Annotated in this window: 13 protein-coding genes; 6 read left to right on the forward strand and 7 right to left on the reverse strand. The window is 69.8% G+C overall.

The window, feature by feature from the left end:
* Positions 1 to 61 precede the first annotated feature (61 nt).
* Positions 62 to 2,209, forward strand: a complete 2,148-nt coding sequence (locus tag GGQ93_RS01915; RefSeq protein WP_183214939.1) for an amylo-alpha-1,6-glucosidase — start codon at positions 62 to 64, stop codon at positions 2,207 to 2,209.
* Here GGQ93_RS01915 and GGQ93_RS01920 read toward each other — a convergent pair whose 3' ends face one another.
* The 3 genes from GGQ93_RS01920 to mutY are packed head-to-tail and all read right to left on the reverse strand — an operon-like array spanning position 2,210 to position 3,779.
* Positions 2,210 to 2,479: a BrnA antitoxin family protein gene (locus GGQ93_RS01920; protein ID WP_182713319.1), complete on the reverse strand. Its 270-nt coding sequence runs from the start codon at positions 2,477 to 2,479 to the stop codon at positions 2,210 to 2,212.
* Positions 2,433 to 2,711, reverse strand: a complete 279-nt coding sequence (locus GGQ93_RS01925) for a BrnT family toxin (protein ID WP_152950794.1) — start codon at positions 2,709 to 2,711, stop codon at positions 2,433 to 2,435. Before GGQ93_RS01925 ends, GGQ93_RS01920 begins: the two co-directional genes overlap by 47 nt.
* 12 nt (positions 2,712 to 2,723) lie before the next feature.
* On the reverse strand, positions 2,724 to 3,779 hold the full coding sequence (gene mutY, locus GGQ93_RS01930; protein WP_183214940.1) for an A/G-specific adenine glycosylase: 1,056 nt from the start codon (positions 3,777 to 3,779) through the stop codon (positions 2,724 to 2,726).
* Between the two features lie 21 nt (positions 3,780 to 3,800).
* Here mutY and GGQ93_RS01935 point away from each other — a divergent pair, with 21 nt between their 5' ends.
* The 5 genes from GGQ93_RS01935 (at position 3,801) to GGQ93_RS01955 (ending at position 9,555) form a co-directional block, all read left to right on the forward strand.
* Positions 3,801 to 4,352 carry a DUF721 domain-containing protein gene (locus GGQ93_RS01935; protein WP_054766431.1) on the forward strand — a complete coding sequence of 184 codons (552 nt, stop codon included), beginning with the start codon at positions 3,801 to 3,803 and terminating at the stop codon, positions 4,350 to 4,352.
* 95 nt (positions 4,353 to 4,447) lie between these two features.
* Positions 4,448 to 5,092: a DsbA family protein gene (locus tag GGQ93_RS01940; RefSeq protein ID WP_054766432.1), complete on the forward strand. Its 645-nt coding sequence runs from the start codon at positions 4,448 to 4,450 to the stop codon at positions 5,090 to 5,092.
* Between the two features lie 3 nt (positions 5,093 to 5,095).
* On the forward strand, positions 5,096 to 5,695 hold the full coding sequence (locus GGQ93_RS01945; protein ID WP_183214941.1) for a thioredoxin domain-containing protein: 600 nt from the start codon (positions 5,096 to 5,098) through the stop codon (positions 5,693 to 5,695).
* A 12-nt stretch (positions 5,696 to 5,707) separates the two neighbouring features.
* Positions 5,708 to 9,145, forward strand: coding sequence for an AAA family ATPase (locus GGQ93_RS01950; protein ID WP_183214942.1), 3,438 nt, complete (start codon positions 5,708 to 5,710; stop codon positions 9,143 to 9,145).
* Positions 9,142 to 9,555, forward strand: coding sequence for a surface-adhesin E family protein (locus GGQ93_RS01955; protein WP_183214943.1), 414 nt, complete (start codon positions 9,142 to 9,144; stop codon positions 9,553 to 9,555). Before GGQ93_RS01950 ends, GGQ93_RS01955 begins: the two co-directional genes overlap by 4 nt.
* Here GGQ93_RS01955 and GGQ93_RS01960 read toward each other — a convergent pair.
* The 4 genes from GGQ93_RS01960 to murD all read right to left on the reverse strand — a co-directional run bounded on the left by GGQ93_RS01960 (position 9,506) and on the right by murD (position 14,745).
* Complete coding sequence (locus GGQ93_RS01960) at positions 9,506 to 10,714, reverse strand: mechanosensitive ion channel family protein (RefSeq protein ID WP_221233494.1); 1,209 nt, start codon at positions 10,712 to 10,714, stop codon at positions 9,506 to 9,508. The genes GGQ93_RS01955 and GGQ93_RS01960 overlap by 50 nt on opposite strands.
* A 39-nt stretch (positions 10,715 to 10,753) precedes the next feature.
* Entirely contained in the window at positions 10,754 to 11,845 is a 1,092-nt protein-coding gene (gene murG / locus GGQ93_RS01965) for an undecaprenyldiphospho-muramoylpentapeptide beta-N-acetylglucosaminyltransferase (protein WP_183214944.1), read from the reverse strand.
* Positions 11,846 to 12,079: 234 nt separating this feature from the next.
* Positions 12,080 to 13,258 carry a peptidoglycan glycosyltransferase FtsW gene (locus GGQ93_RS01970; RefSeq protein ID WP_183214945.1) on the reverse strand — a complete coding sequence of 393 codons (1,179 nt, stop codon included), beginning with the start codon at positions 13,256 to 13,258 and terminating at the stop codon, positions 12,080 to 12,082.
* Complete coding sequence (gene murD / locus GGQ93_RS01975) at positions 13,255 to 14,745, reverse strand: UDP-N-acetylmuramoyl-L-alanine--D-glutamate ligase (RefSeq protein WP_183214946.1); 1,491 nt, start codon at positions 14,743 to 14,745, stop codon at positions 13,255 to 13,257. Before murD ends, GGQ93_RS01970 begins: the two co-directional genes overlap by 4 nt.
* Positions 14,746 to 14,941 lie beyond the last annotated feature (196 nt).

Here is a 14,941-nt window from a genome sequence, read left to right on the forward strand (position 1 = left end):
GAGCGCCGCATTCGAATGAGACGTTTCGCGCAGGCTCAACAGCGACGGGGACAGACACCGCATGGACGACGCCTATTCCACCCAGCTGACCGCCGGTGAGTCCATCGAGGCTTCGGGCCTGGAACAGCTGATGGCGCTGAAGGCGGGGGACGCCTTCCTGGTCGCCGACGGCTGGGGCGACATGAAGGGCGGGGCCGACGGCCTGTTCGCCGGGGACACGCGGGTTCTATCGCGCTGGACGATGACCGTGGGCCTGTTGAAGCCGTCGCGGCTGTCGTCCGGCGTCAGCCAGGACAACGTCTTCTTTTCCTGCCACACGACCAATCGCCCCCTGCCGCCGATGGGCGGACGCTCGGCCCCGGCCGGGGTGATGCATATCGAACGGCGGCGCTTCCTGTGGGACCGGCGCATGTTCGAACGCATCCAGATGGTCAACCACGGGGTCGAGGACATACTTCTGCCCCTCGCCTTCGACTTCGGGGCCGACTTCGCCGACATCTTCCAGGTGCGGGGGACGCCGCGGGCCAGGCGCGGCACGATCCACGCCCCCACCACCGACGGGCGCCGCGTCACCTTCCGCTACACCGGCCTGGACGGGGTGGACCGCGGCAGCTGCCTCGCCTTTTCCGAACCGCCCGCCCGCCTGACCCCTAACCGCGCCGAGTTCATGTTCAGCCTGCCCAGGGGCCGGTCGATGGAGCTGTTCATCGAATGCGGTGTCGATTCCTGCGAAGCGCCGGACGCCCGTCGCTGGCGGCTGAACGCCATCCAGGCCCGTCTGGCGATGCGGGCCAAGCGGCGGCGCGGCGCCTCGGTGCGCGGCCCCCGCAGCCCGCGGTTCAACGACTGGCTGGACCAGTCGCGGGCGGACATGGCCCTGTTGACCACCGACCTGCCGACCGGCCCCTACCCCTATGCCGGCACGCCCTGGTTCTCGACCCCGTTCGGGCGGGACGGCATCATCGCCGCCTGGCAGATGCTGTGGCTGGACCCGTCCCTGGCCAAGGGCGTCCTGACCTATCTGGCCTCGCGCCAGGCGACTGAGACGTCGCTGTTCCAGGACAGCCAGCCGGGCAAGATCCTGCACGAGACGCGCGGCGGCGAAATGAGCGCCCTGGGCGAGGTGCCCTTCGGCCTCTATTACGGCGGGGTCGACACCACCTGTTTGTTCATCGCCCTGGCCGGCGCCTATGCCGGGCGCACCGGCGATCTGGAGCTGATCCGCAAACTGTGGCCCAATCTGATCGCCGCCGCCGACTGGATGCGCGACTATGGGGATTCCAACGGGGACGGCCTGATCGACTATCAGCGCGGCGCCGACACCGGCCTGTCCAACCAGGGCTGGAAGGATTCCGAGGATTCCATCTTCCACGCCGACGGCCGCTTTCCCAAGGGGCCGATCGCACTCTTAGAAGTTCAAGGCTACGCCTTCGCCGCCTGGCGCGCCCTGGCGGATCTGGGCGAGCGGCTGCACGACGACCGAGCGGTGGAATGGCGCATCCGCGCCGAACAGGTCCGCGCCCTGGTCGAGGACAAATACTGGATGGAGGACGAGGGCTTCTACGCCGTCGCCCTGGACGGAGACGGGGAGCCGTGCCGCGCCATCGCCTCCAACGCCGGCCATCTGCTCTTCACCGGCCTGCCGTCGCCCGAACGGGCGCGGCGCGTGACCCGACGCCTGTTGTCGTCACGGTTCCGCACCGGCTGGGGCGTGCGGACGCTGGAGCTGGGCCAGGCCCGGTTCAATCCGATGAGCTATCACAACGGCTCGGTCTGGCCGCACGACACCGCCATGGCCGCCGCCGGCATGGCCGCCTATGGCGAACGCCAGGCGGTGGCCGAGATCTTGGCCGAGATCTACGCCGCCGCCGCCCATTTCCATCTGCGTCTGCCCGAGCTGTTCTGCGGCTTCCCGCGCGCGCCGGGCGAACCGCCGATCGCCTATCCGGTCGCCTGCCTGCCCCAGGCCTGGGCGGCGGGGTCGGTCTTTCTGATGCTTCAGGCGTCGCTGGGCCTGTCGATCGACGCCTGGAGCGGAACGGTCGATCTGATCGACCCGGTTCTGCCCGCCGGGTTGCAGACGCTGAAGATTCAGGGTCTTCACGTCGGAGACGCCTCGGTCGATCTGGACATCCAGCATGTGGACGGCCGCGCCGTGGTGGTGCCTCGTCGCAAACAGGGCGGGATCGCCATCCGCACCCTGCGGTGATCAGGCGGCGTCTGACTTCCGTTTCAGCCAGTCGCGCAGCGCCTGGTTCATGCGCGTCTGCCATCCCGGCCCGTCCTGTTTGAAGGCGGCCAGCACGTCGGCGTCGAACCTTATGGTGGTCGAGATCTTATCCGCGCCCTTGGGGCGTCCGCGTTGGACCAGCGTCTCTCCTCGATAGTGATCCGCCTTGTCGAACCAGACGTCGTCAAGTTCCGGCGCCTCGTCAGGATCGACCCAATCGGTCTTCGTAGCGTCGCTGTTCACGGTCATTCGCCTTCCTCATCGAAATGATGTGGCGCGCCTCGCCACGCGGCGTCCACACCAGAACCACCATACGGTCGGTCAAACGCCCAATGGTGATCAGACGTCTTTCTCCATAGTCCCGACGATCATCGTCAAACGTCAGATGATCACCGTCGAACACAGCCGACGCCTGGGCGAAATCCAGTCCACGCTCAATCCACGTGCGATCACGCTTGCTGGGATCGAAGGTGATGCGCACAGATTTTTGTTACTACAAAAATAGGTCAGATTCAACGGTCGCCCGATCCAGGGCCTTGGCGAATACGGTGGGCAGGGCCGCGCGCGCCGCTTCGAAAGGCATCCATCGCCAACCCGCCCTCGCCTCGCCTCGCGCCGTCATCACCGTCAAGGTCAGGCTGAAATGGGTGAAAACATGCTCGACCGATCCGACGTCTCGCCAGTCGGCGTCGATCGGCGGCGGCGTCAATGGTTCGCCCGTCGTCCAGTCACTGGTCGGCAGGCCCAGCATTCCGCCCAGCAGACCCTTGTCGGGCCGCGTCTCCACCGCCACCCGACCTTGGTCGTCGAACAAGACCCAGGCGACGCCCTTCCGCTGAGGCCGATCCGTCTTCTTGGTCTTGACCGGATAGCGTTCAGGATCGCCTGACGCGCGACCGGCGCAGGGGTCCGCGATGGGGCACAGGTCGCATAGCGGCGACTTGGGCCGGCACACGGTCGCGCCCAGGTCCATCAGGGCCTGGGCCCAGTCGCCGGGCCTTTGGTCGTTGATGAAGAGGCCCGCCAGCCGCCGGAGTTCGGGCCGCGCCTGGGGGACCGGCGTCTCCACGGCGAACAGCCGCGCCATGACCCGTTCGACATTGCCGTCGACCACATTGGCGGGGCGGTCAAAGGCGATGGCCGCCACCGCTGCGGCCGTATAGGCGCCCACGCCGGGCAAGGCTGAAAGCCCCGCCTCCGTATCGGGAAACACCCCGCCATGTTCGCCCGCCACCGCCCTGGCGCAGGCCAGCAGATTGCGAGCGCGGGCGTAATAGCCCAGTCCCGCCCAGGCGGCCATGACCTCGGCGTCCTGGGCCGCCGCCAGGTCCGACACCGTCGGCCAGCGGCTGGTGAAGGTCTGGAAATAGGGGGTGGCGTGCGGGGTGGTGGTCTGTTGCAGCATGACCTCCGACAACCAGACGCGATAGGGGTCGGGCCTCTGCCGCGTCCCCGGCGGAGCGCGCCAGGCCAGGCTGCGTGCATGGCGGTCGTACCAGTCCAGCAGACGGGCGCGGATCAGGGCGATGTCGGGAGAGACGTCAGTCATGGGATCGGTCTATATAGGCCCATGCGCCGCCCGCTGCCCACAGACGCCGAGGTCCGCGAGATCCTGTCGCGCCGCCGCACCCGCCCGGCGCCGCGCCCGGCGCCGCGCGCGGGCCAGGCCCTGACGCCCCTGATCAAGAAGCTGGACGAACAATTCGGCCGCGGCGCCGGCGCCCTTGAGCCGCGCTGGCGCGAGATCGTCGGAGACCGCCTGGCCCGCGTCACCCGGCCCCAGAAGCTGACCAAGGGCAAGGGCGGCCAGCCCGGCGTGCTGGAGCTGCGCGTCGCCGGCGCCGCCGCCCTGCTGGTCCAGCATCAGTCAGAGGACATCCTGGCGCGGGTGAACCTGTTTCTGGGCGCCGGTTCGGTCGATCGGCTTCGCATCGCCCAGGGACCGATCAAGCCCTTGACCGAGCCGGCCGCCCGCCCCAAACGCGCCGCTGTTCCACCGCCCCTGCCCGCCTCGGCCGAGGCGGAACTGGCGGCCTCCCTGGCCGCCGCACCCGAGGAACTGAAGGCCGCCCTGGCCAAACTGGGCCGAGCGGCGATATCGCGTTCGAACGACCGCGATTGACAAATCTTCGCCGCACCTGTTCTCGAATGATCAAGGTTGCGCGGTTCACCCGGAATCACGCCGCCGATCGCCAACGATCCGACTGAGGAAGTCCTATGGCCCCGACCGAATCCCGCTTCGCCCGCATGAGCCGCCGCGCGGCCATCACCGGCGCCGCCATGGCGACCATGGCCCTGGCCGCCTGCGGCGGCGGCTCCAAGGGCGCCGTCGAGGGCGACATGGGCCTGGGCGCGCCGGAAGGCGCCAAGGTCACCGTGGTCGAATACGCCTCGGTCACCTGCCCCCACTGCGCCCTGTGGCAGAAGAACACCTGGCCGGCGTTCAAGGCCAAGTACGTCGACACCAACAAGGTGCGCTACGTCTTCCGCGAACTGCCGACCCCGCCGGTCGACGCCGCCACCGCCGGCTTCCTGGTCGCGCGCTGCGCCGGGCCGGACAAGTATTTCGACGTCGTCCACCAGCTGATGGCGACCCAGCAGGAGATGCTGACCTCCTCGCCGCGCGACTGGCTGCTGCGCACGGCCCAGGCCGCCGGCCTGTCTGAGCAGCAGTTCAACGACTGCGTCACCGACAAGGCGGCCGTCGCCGCCATGGAGAAGCGCGTCCAGGCCGCCCAAGCCCAAGGCGTGACGGGCACTCCGGCCTTCTACGTGAACGACACCCAGGTCATCACCCCCGGCGGCGAAGGCGCCAGCCTGGCCGACCTGTCGGCCGCCATCGACGCCGAGCTGGCGAAGTAAGCCATGGTCCGGCGCGCCGTCCTCGCCTTTGCTGTGACCGCCGCCCTGGCGGGTCCGGCCTCGGCCGCCGAGCCCCCGCCGCCGGTCACGGCCCAGGACCATGTTCTGGGTCAGGCCGACGCGCCGGTCACGGTGATCGAATACGCCAGCTTCACCTGCGCGCACTGCGCCGTCTTCCACAACGACGTCCTGCCGGCCTTCAAGGCCCGCTACATCGACACGGGCAAGGTCCGGCTGGTGCATCGCAACCTGCCGACCCCGCCCGCCAATGTCGCCGCCGCCGCCGCCGCCGTGGCCATCTGCGCCGCGCCGGGCCGCTATTTCGACGTGGCCGAGGTCTTCATGCGTGACCAGGCCAATCTGCGCACCACCGGCGCCAAGCCCTGGTTCGACGCCGGCCTCGCCGCCACCGGCAAGACGCGCGAACAGGTCGAAACCTGCCTGAACGACCCCGCCACCCGCGCCGCGCTTCAGGCCCAGATCGCCGGCGCCGAGGCGGCCGGGGTCGAGGGCACACCGACCCTGTTCGTCAACGGCAAGCCTGTCGCCGGTTACTCGCTGGAAGCCCTGTCGGCCGCCGTCGATCCGCTGCTGCGCCGGTAAGCGCCAGGACCGATGCAGTTCCAGCGCCTCCGGCTCGTCGGCTTCAAGTCGTTCGTCGATCCGGCGGAGGTGCACATCGAATCCGGCCTGACCGGCATCGTCGGACCCAACGGCTGCGGCAAGTCCAACGTCCTTGAGAGCCTGCGCTGGGTCATGGGCGCCAATTCGGCCAAGGCCATGCGCGGTCAGGGGATGGACGACGTCATCTTCGCCGGCGCAGCGGGCCGCCCCCCGCGCAGCCATGCCGAAGTCCAGCTGACCATCGACAATGCGCAACGTCGCGCGCCCCAGCCCTTCACCGACAGCCCGGTGCTGGAGGTGTCGCGCCGTATCGACCGGGGCCAGGGTTCGACCTATCGGATCAACGGCAAGGAGGTGCGCGCCCGCGACGTTCAGCTGCTGTTCGCCGACGCCTCGACCGGCGCCAACTCCCCCGCCCTGGTCCGCCAGGGTCAGATCTCGGAACTGATCGCCGCCAAGCCGCAGAACCGTCGCCGCATCCTGGAAGAAGCGGGCGGCGTCGCCGGCCTGCATACCCGTCGCCACGAGGCCGAACTGCGCCTGAAGGCCGCCGAGACCAACCTCGAACGCCTCGACGACATCGGCCGCGAGCTGGAAACCGCGCTGAACCGGCTGAAGCGGGAGGCCCGCCAGGCCGAGAAGTACAAGAAGATCTCCGCCGAGATCCGCGCCCTTCAGGCCGCCCTGCTCTACGCCCGCTGGAACGACGCCCGACTGGCGGCCGAGACCACGGCGGAAGAGCTGCGCGCCGCCGACCGCGCCGTGGCCGAGACGACGGCCGCCGCCGCCGCCGCCCAGACCGCCGCCCTCGCCGCCCAGGAGGCCCTGAAGCCGGCGCGGGAGGAGGACGCCGTCGCCTCCGCCCTGCTGCACCGCGCCAGCCTGGAGCGCGACCGACTGGACATGGCCGAACAGGCCGCCCGCGCCGAGGTGGATCGCCTGAAGGCCGAGGCCGCCCGCATCGCCGCCGATACGGAACGCGAGACCAATATGGCCGCCGACGCCCGGCGCGAACTGGACCGGCTGGACCACGAACTGACCCGTCTCCAGGCCGAGATCGCCGCCGCCCCCGAACGCGGCCCCGAACTGGACAAGGCCCTGGTCGCCGCCGAGGAGGCCCGCAAGGCCGCCGACGCCGAAGTCGAACGCCTGGCCGGAACCCTGGCCGCCGTCGAGGCCCGGGCCAACGCCGAGGCCGCCCGCCGCCGCGACGCCGAGACCCGCCTCTCCCGCATCGCCGCACAGCTGGAACAGGCGAGGCGCGAACGCGAGGCCCTGGGTCCGCTGGAGACGCCGGAGCTGGAGGCCGCCCGTCAGGCGCAGGAAACCGCCCAGGCCGAACTGACCGCCGCCCGCGAGGCCGTCGAGGCGGCCGAAGTCAGACGCGGCGACCTGGCCCGCGCCGAGCAGGAAGCCCGCACCGCCGCCCGCGCCGCCGAAGACCGGCTTGGCCGGTTGCAGACTGAGGCGCGCGGCTTGGCCCAGCTGCTGGTCGGCGGCAAGCGCGACCATCCGCCGGCGCTCGACAAGGTCCGCGCAAACCGAGGCTATGAAGCCGCCCTGGCCGCCGCCTTGGGCGAAGACCTGGACGCGGCCCTGGACGCCCGCGCCGCCGCCTACTGGGGCGGGGCGGAACCCCGCCCGCCGGTCTGGCCCACAGGCGTCGAACCGCTTTCGGATCATGTCCAGGCTCCCGACCAGTTGGCGGCGCGTCTGGCCCAGTGCGGCGTCGCCTCCCGCGCCCAGGCGGCCGAACTGGCCCGCACCCTGCCGGTCGGCGCCCGTCTGACGACGCCCGAGGGCGACCTGTACCGCTGGGACGGCTTCGTCAGCCGGGCCGAGGCGCCGCGTCCCGCCGCTGTGCGTCTGGCGCAACGGACCCGGCTGGCCGAGCTGGAAACCGAGATCGACAAGGGCAAACCGGCCCTTGAGCAGGCCCAGGCCCAGCAGAAGGCGGCCGCCGAAGCCTTCCGCGCGGCCGAGGAGGCGGTGAAGACCGCCCGTCTCAAACCCTTCGCCCTCGACAAGGCCGTGACCGCCGCCCGCGACCGCGTCGAAAGCCTGACGCGGGACCAGACTCGCCGCGAAGCCCGCGCCCAGGCGCTGGATGAGGCCCTGGCGCGGCTGGCGGCCGAAGTGGCCGAGGCTGAAGCCGCCCTGGCCGCCGCCCAGACGGTCGAGGCCCCGTCGGAAACCCTGGCCGGATTGCGGGATGATCTGGCCGCCGCCCGGGCCGCCGCCGACGCGGCTCGCATCGCCGCCCAAACCGCTCGGTCGGACCGTGACGCCGAGGCTCGCGACCGCCAAGGCCGCGAACAGCGCCTGGGCGGCCTGACCCGCGCGCGCGACGGCTGGATCGCCCGGTCCAAGGACAGCGGCGCCCGCATTGCCGCCCTGGAGAAAGACGCGGAGAAGACGGCCGCCCTGCTGAAACAGGCCGAGGTCGCGCCCCAGGGGTTCGCCGAACAGCGCGGCAAGCTGCTGGACACACTGACCGCCGCCGAACAGCGCAAACAGGCTTCGTCCGACGCCATGGCTGTAGCCGAGAGCGCTGCGGCCGAGGCCGACCGCGCCGCCCGCGCCGCCGACGCCGCCACCTCCCAGGCGCGCGAAGCCCGCGCCGGTCTGGCCGCTCGGGCCGAGGCTGCGGCCGAGAAACTGACCGAAGCCGAGGCGACCTTGCGCGAGACCGCCCAGATGTCGCCCGAAGACCTGGCCCGCAAATTGATCGACGAGGCCGTGGCCCGTCCGCCCGACGCCGCCGGGGCCGAGAGCCTGCTGTACGGGCTGGAGCGCGAGCGCGAGGCCCTGGGCGCCGTCAACCTGCGCGCCGAGGACGAGGCGACCGAATACGGCGAGCGGCTGAACAGCATGAAGTCAGAGCGGATCGACCTGACCCAGGCCATCGCCAAGCTGCGCGACGGCATCGACGAGTTGAACGCCGAGGGCCGCGAACGGCTGATCGCCGCTTTTGACATCATCAACGCCAACTTCAAGGCCCTGTTCGAGGCCCTGTTCGACGGCGGCCAGGCCGAGCTGAAACTGGTCGAGAGCGACGATCCGCTGGAGGCCGGGCTGGAGATCTACGCCTGCCCGCCCGGCAAACGGCTGTCGGTCATGAGCCTGATGTCGGGGGGCGAACAGGCCCTGACGGCGGCGGCCCTGATCTTTGGCGTCTTCCTGGCCAACCCCGCGCCGGTCTGCGTGCTGGACGAGGTGGACGCACCCCTGGACGATGCGAACGTGGACCGGTTCTGCAAGATGCTGCACGAGATGCGGTCGCGGACCGACACCCGTTTCATCGTCATCACCCACAATCCGGTGACCATGAGCCGGATGGACCGGCTGTACGGCGTCACCATGCCCGAGCGTGGCATGAGCCAGCTGGTCAGCGTGGATCTGAAACAGGCGGAGACGCTGGTCGCATGATCGCCCTGCTGCTCGCATTCGCCGATCCCCAACTGGTCGAGACCGGCGTCGGCCGGTTCGCCGTCTACGCCGATGTCGCCTCAATCGAGCGGCACGGAGACCTGGCCCGGATGCGCGAGCTTCAGGTCACCGAGGCGGGCTTCAAGGTGGGGGACGTGACCTATGTCGGCGGCTGGTCGCGCTGGGTTTTCGATTGCCGGGCGCGCACGGCGGACCGGCTGGATTTCGCCTCCCTGCGCGAAGACGGGACAGAGGGGCCGGCCACGCCCGACGCCGCGCCCGCCTATCAGGCCGCGCCCGGCGGGGATGCGGCGGAGTTGCTGGCCGTAGCGTGCGGGGAGGCTCCGGTTCGCGAAAGGCTCACCCTGGATCAGGCGATCGCTCGGGGCCAGGCGGCGCTGAAGGACTGACGCCGCCCCACCCGGCCGCTGCGCGGCCACCCTCCCCGGAGCGGGGAGGGAGATTAGGGGGCCGCTCTTCCCCCTGCGGCCATTCCAGACGGTCGCGCGGCAGGGCTTCGCGGCATTCGTCGCGCATGAAGGCCATCAGTTTCTCGCGAATCTCGCAGCGCAGGTCGAAGGCGACCGGGGCCGAGCGGGCGCTGGCCAGGCAGCGGACCTGAAGCACCCGTTCGGTGATGTCGGTCACCTGCATGACCTGGACGTCGCCGTCCCAGAGCTTAGAGTTCTTGACGATCCCCTCGAAAGCCTCGCGCAGCTTATCAATCGGGGCCTCGTAATCGACGTAGAAGAAGGCCGTGCCGATCAGGCGGGCGTTCTCGCGCGTCCAGTTCTGGAAGGGCTTGGTGATGAAATAGGACAGGGGCAGGACCATACGCCGCCAGTCCCACAGCTTGACCACCACATAGGTGGCGGTGATCTCCTCCACATTACCCCACTCGTTCTCGACGATGACGGCGTCGTCCAGGCGGATCGGCTGGGTCAGGGCGATCTGGATGCCGGCGACCATGTTCGTCAGGATCGGCTGAAGCGCCAGACCGGCGATGATGCCGACGACGCCGGCCGAGGCCAGCAGGCTGACGCCCCACTGGCGGAAGCCGGAGATGGTCATCAGGGCCAGGCCCACGGTGACGATGAACAGGATCACCTTGGCGACCCGCTGCAGGATGCGAGTCTGGGTCAGGTGTTTGCGGGCGAGCAGATTGTCCTCGACTGAGATATTGTACCGCTTCAGATGCATGACCGACCACATGTCGAGCACCCCTGACGCCATCCAGCCCAGCGTCAGGATGGAGAGGAACAGCAGCACCGCGCGGATGTCGGCCGAGGGTTCGGGATGCATCGGCGACACGGTCACGCCGATGCCGACGCCGATGATGATGATCAGCACCCGCAGCTTGACCCGCGCCCTCTCGACGATCCCGCGCCAGAAGACGTCCTTGTTCCTGACCATGCGGCGCAGGACCGCGAAGACGACCTTGTGCGTCAGCCAGCCGCCGCCGACGAAGACCAGTAGGACGAGGCCGATCACCGCCCATTCGGGCAGCCAGTCGAACTGACGCCACAGGGCGCGGACTTGACGGGTCAGGGCGATGATTTCGGGAGGCATGGGCTCCTAAACGCGCGACAAGCGGGACGGTTGTCGGTCTCAGGCGGCCCCCGCCGTCGCCTCGACCAAGTCCGCCAGGCGTTCGGCGGCGTCGGGGATGGCGACCGAGCGAGCGGCGGCGGACATGGCGGCCAGGCGGGCTGAATCGGACAGGACGCGATCCAGGGCTGCGGTCAAGCTCTCGACGGTCAGGGCGTCCTCCAGAATGACCTCCGCCGCCCCGGCTTCGGTCAGGGCCTTGGCGTTCAGGCGCTGGTGGTCGTCGGTGGCGATCTTCAGCGGGATCAGGACCGAAGGCAGGGCCGCGATCGCCAGTTCGGCGCAGGTCGAGGCGCCGGAGCGGCCGACCACCAGATGGGCCTTGGACAGCCGTTCAGCCATGTCGCGGAAGAAGGGGGCGACCTCGGCCTCGATCCCGGCCTCCAGGTAGATTTGGCGGGCCGCTTCCAGGGTTTCGGGCCGCGACTGCTGCTGGACCTTGAGCCGCCGCCGCAGCGCCTCGGGCAGGGCCGCCAACGCGCGGGGCGTGGTCTCCGACAGGATGCGGGCGCCCTGGCTGCCGCCCGTCACCAGAACCTGGATGGGGCCGCCTTCGGCGGGGGCGACATAGGGGCGATCGAACAGGGCGCGGATGTCGGCGCGCACGGGCGAGCCGACGACGTGGGACCGTCCCTGAACCTGGGCCGGCGCCCGTTCCAGGGTCGGGAAGGACGAGGCCACCTGTCCCACATAGGGGGCCAGTATGCGGTTGGTTCGGCCCAGGACGGCGTTCTGCTCATGGATGACGGTCGGCCGCTGCGACGTCACCGCCGCGACCAGGGCCGGGGCCGAAGGATAGCCGCCGAAGCCCACCACGACGTCGGCGCCCAGCCGGTCGAAGGCGGCCCGCGCCTGCATGACGCCCTTGAAGATCTGCACCCCGGCCTTGATCAGGCCCAGGGGGCCGGCGCCGGTCGCGGCGTCCAGGGCCAGCCGTTCCTCGGCCGGAAAGGCGTGGGCGTACTGCTCGCCCCGATGATCGGTCGCCAGGACCACGCGCCAGCCGCGCCCAGCCAGCTCCCGCGCCAGCGCCTCGGCGGGGAACATGTGGCCGCCGGTGCCGCCGGCGGCGACGACGCAGAGTTTGGACATGGGGCCTCCGGGAGAAACAGTGTCTGAATAGTCCGATTTGTCCGGTCTGAGGACGGCGGGCGGAAAAAAGAGTGTCCGATGTGTCCGATGTGTCCGGTTGGCCGTTCGATCCCTTCGACCCCCATAGAATGCCGCGGTTTTTCGGCGCGATGCGGAGAAGGCGGCTGGTCGGATCAACGCCTTGATAAGGCGCAGGTTTACGGCCCAGATCATGGGCCTTCACGCGCCGCCGCCCTAAAGCAGCCGCCGCCCCGGCCGCGACAGGCTGGCGCCCGGCTCATAGGCGCCCGGCCGACGCCGGGTCAGGGCCAGGGCGAAGCCCATGGTCAGGCCCATGGCGATCATGGAGGAGCCGCCGTAGCTGACGAAGGGCAGGGTCATGCCCTTGGTCGGGATCAGGTTCAGGTTCACCGCCACATTGATGCAGGCCTGAAGCCCGATCAGCATGAAGAGGCCCGCCGAGGCCGTCTGTTCGAACGGATCGGTCAGCTTCATGGCCCGGCGCATGCCCCGGACGACGATGAAGGCGTAGAGGCCGATGATGATCAGGCTGAGGATCAGGCCGAACTCTTCGGCGCCGACGGAATAGATGAAGTCGGTGTGCAGGTCCGGCACCCGGCGCTTCATCACCCCCTCGCCCACCCCGCGGCCCAGGAGGCCGCCCGCGCGTATGGCCTCTGCGGCGCTGTCGATCTGGTGGGTGTCGGTGGTCTCGGGCGAGAAGAAGCGGCTGAGGCGATCGCGCATGTGGCCGAAGACGAAATACAGGGAGACCAGACCCGCCATGCCGGCGCTGGCCAGGACCGCCATCCATTTGAACGGCACCCCGGCCATGAAGAAGACGGCCATGAAGGTGGTGGTGATCAGCAGGGTCTGGCCGATGTCCGGCTGGATCAGCAGCAGGCAGACGGTCAGGGCGTAGAACCCAAACGCAATGGTGACGCCCGGCACCCCCTGCCCCTTCTGCGCCTCGGCGAACATCCAGGCGGCGAAGACGATCAGGCCGGGCTTGGCGAACTCGCTGGGCTGCAGGCTGAAGGGGCCGAAATTCACCCAGCGCGCCGCCCCCTTCACCGTATCGCCGATGAAGGGCAGGGCCATCATGACGACGATGGCGCCCAGGAGAGCCAGGACGGCGATGCGCCGCACCCCGCGCGGCGACATCAGGGAGGTGGTCAGCATCAGGGTCAGGCTGATCCCCGAAAAGACCATCATCCGCCACGAATAATGGAAGGGATCGGTGATGGATTCATCGGCCAGGATGGCGGCCGGGCTGGAGGCGAAGCTGAGGGCCACGCCCAGGCCCATCAGGGCAAGCGCCGCGCCCAAGAGGCCGCGGTCCACGGTCCAGAACCACTGGGCGATCGGGCTCTGGTCGTTTCGGGAAAAGGCGGGGGTGTAGGAGGCGCTCATCGGGCCGTCTCCGGGATTGCGCCGAGGTTCAGGACGGCGGCGCGGAAGGCCTCGCCCCGCGCCTCGAAGTCGGGGAACTGGTCGAAACTGGCGCAGGCGGGCGACAAGAGCACGATCTGGTCGCCGCCCGCAGCCTGGGCGTCTGCGGCGGCGGCGGCCACGGCGGCGTCCATGGTTTTCGAGATGACGTGGGGGGTGTCGCCCAGGGTGTGGGCGAAGGCCTGGGCCGCCTCGCCGATCAGATAGGCCTTGGCGATCCGGGGGAAGAGGTCGGGCAGGTCGTCGATGCCGCCGTCCTTGGGCTTGCCGCCCGCGATCCAGAAGACCTTGGGATAGGCGGACAGGGCCTGACGCGCGGCGTCGGCGTTGGTGGCCTTGGAGTCGTTGATGAAGCGGACCGGGCCGATATGGCCGACGGCCTCCATCCGGTGGGCCAGGCCGGGGAAGGTGAGCAGGCCTTTGACGGCGGCCTCATGCGACACGCCCAGGGCGCGGGCGGCAGCATAGGCGAAGGCGGCGTTCTGGGCGTTGTGACGGCCGGGCAGCGAGCGGGCGGCGGAGAGGTCGGCGAGGATCGCGCCGTCCGCCTCTATCGAGGTTGATCGCACCTCTATTCCGCTCATCCCGGCGAAAGCCGGGACCCAGTCCTGTGGGCGCTCCGGCGGGTGCGATGCGGCAGCACGCTGATCCCCGGCATCGTGTCCTGACGAAAGCACTGGGTCCCGGCTTTCGCCGGGATGAGCGGAAGAAATGGTTAGAACACGCGAGGCCAGGTCGCGGACAATTCCCTGCCCCCACTCCTCGTCGATTCCGACCAGCGCCACGTCTTCCGGTCCCTGGGCTTGGAATATCCGCCGCTTGGCCGCGACATAGCCCTCCATCCCGCCGTGCCGGTCCAGATGGTCGGGCGAGACATTGGTCAGGATCGCCACGTCCGGCGCGAAGCGCGTGGTCAGGTCCAACTGATAGCTGGAGACCTCGATCACATAGACGGCGCCCGGCGTCGGCTCCGGCAGGGCCAGGACGCCGATGCCGATATTGCCGCCGACATAGACGGTCAGGCCCGCCTGCTGCAGCACCCAGCCGATCAGGGCGGTCGTCGTGGACTTGCCGTTGGTGCCGGTGATGGCCACGACCTTCGGCCGCCGCCCCTGCGGCAGGGCGTCCAGGGCGCGGGCGAACAGTTCGATGTCGCCGACGACCGGAACGCCGGCCTCGCGCGCCTTGTCCACGGTCCAGTGCGGCTTGGGATGGGTCAAGGGCGGGCCGGGCGACAGGACCAGGGCGGCGAAGCCGGACCAGTCGGCGGTCGTCAGATCCTCGACCACGAAGCCCTCTGCCTGGGCCTGAAGCCGGCCCGAGACGCCGTCGTCCCACAGGATGGGGGTCGCGCCCCCGGCCTTCAACGCGCGCGCCGCCGTGATCCCCGACCGTCCCAGGCCGAAGACCGCGACCCGCCGGTTCTCGAAGCCGGGAACGGGGATCATTCCACGCTCCCTATTCCGTCATCCTCGGGCTTGACCCGAGGATCGAAGGATCCGCCGCCGGTGCGTAGGGCCGGACGCACAGCCAGGTCCACGCCCGATCCTCGGGTCAAGCCCGAGGATGACGAAGCTCGGGTCAAGCCCGAGGATGACGAAGCTCGGGTCAAGCCCAAGGATGATGGAGAATGGGGGAGCCCGC

The organism is Brevundimonas aurantiaca, from assembly GCF_014199955.1.
Classification (GTDB): domain Bacteria; phylum Pseudomonadota; class Alphaproteobacteria; order Caulobacterales; family Caulobacteraceae; genus Brevundimonas; species Brevundimonas aurantiaca.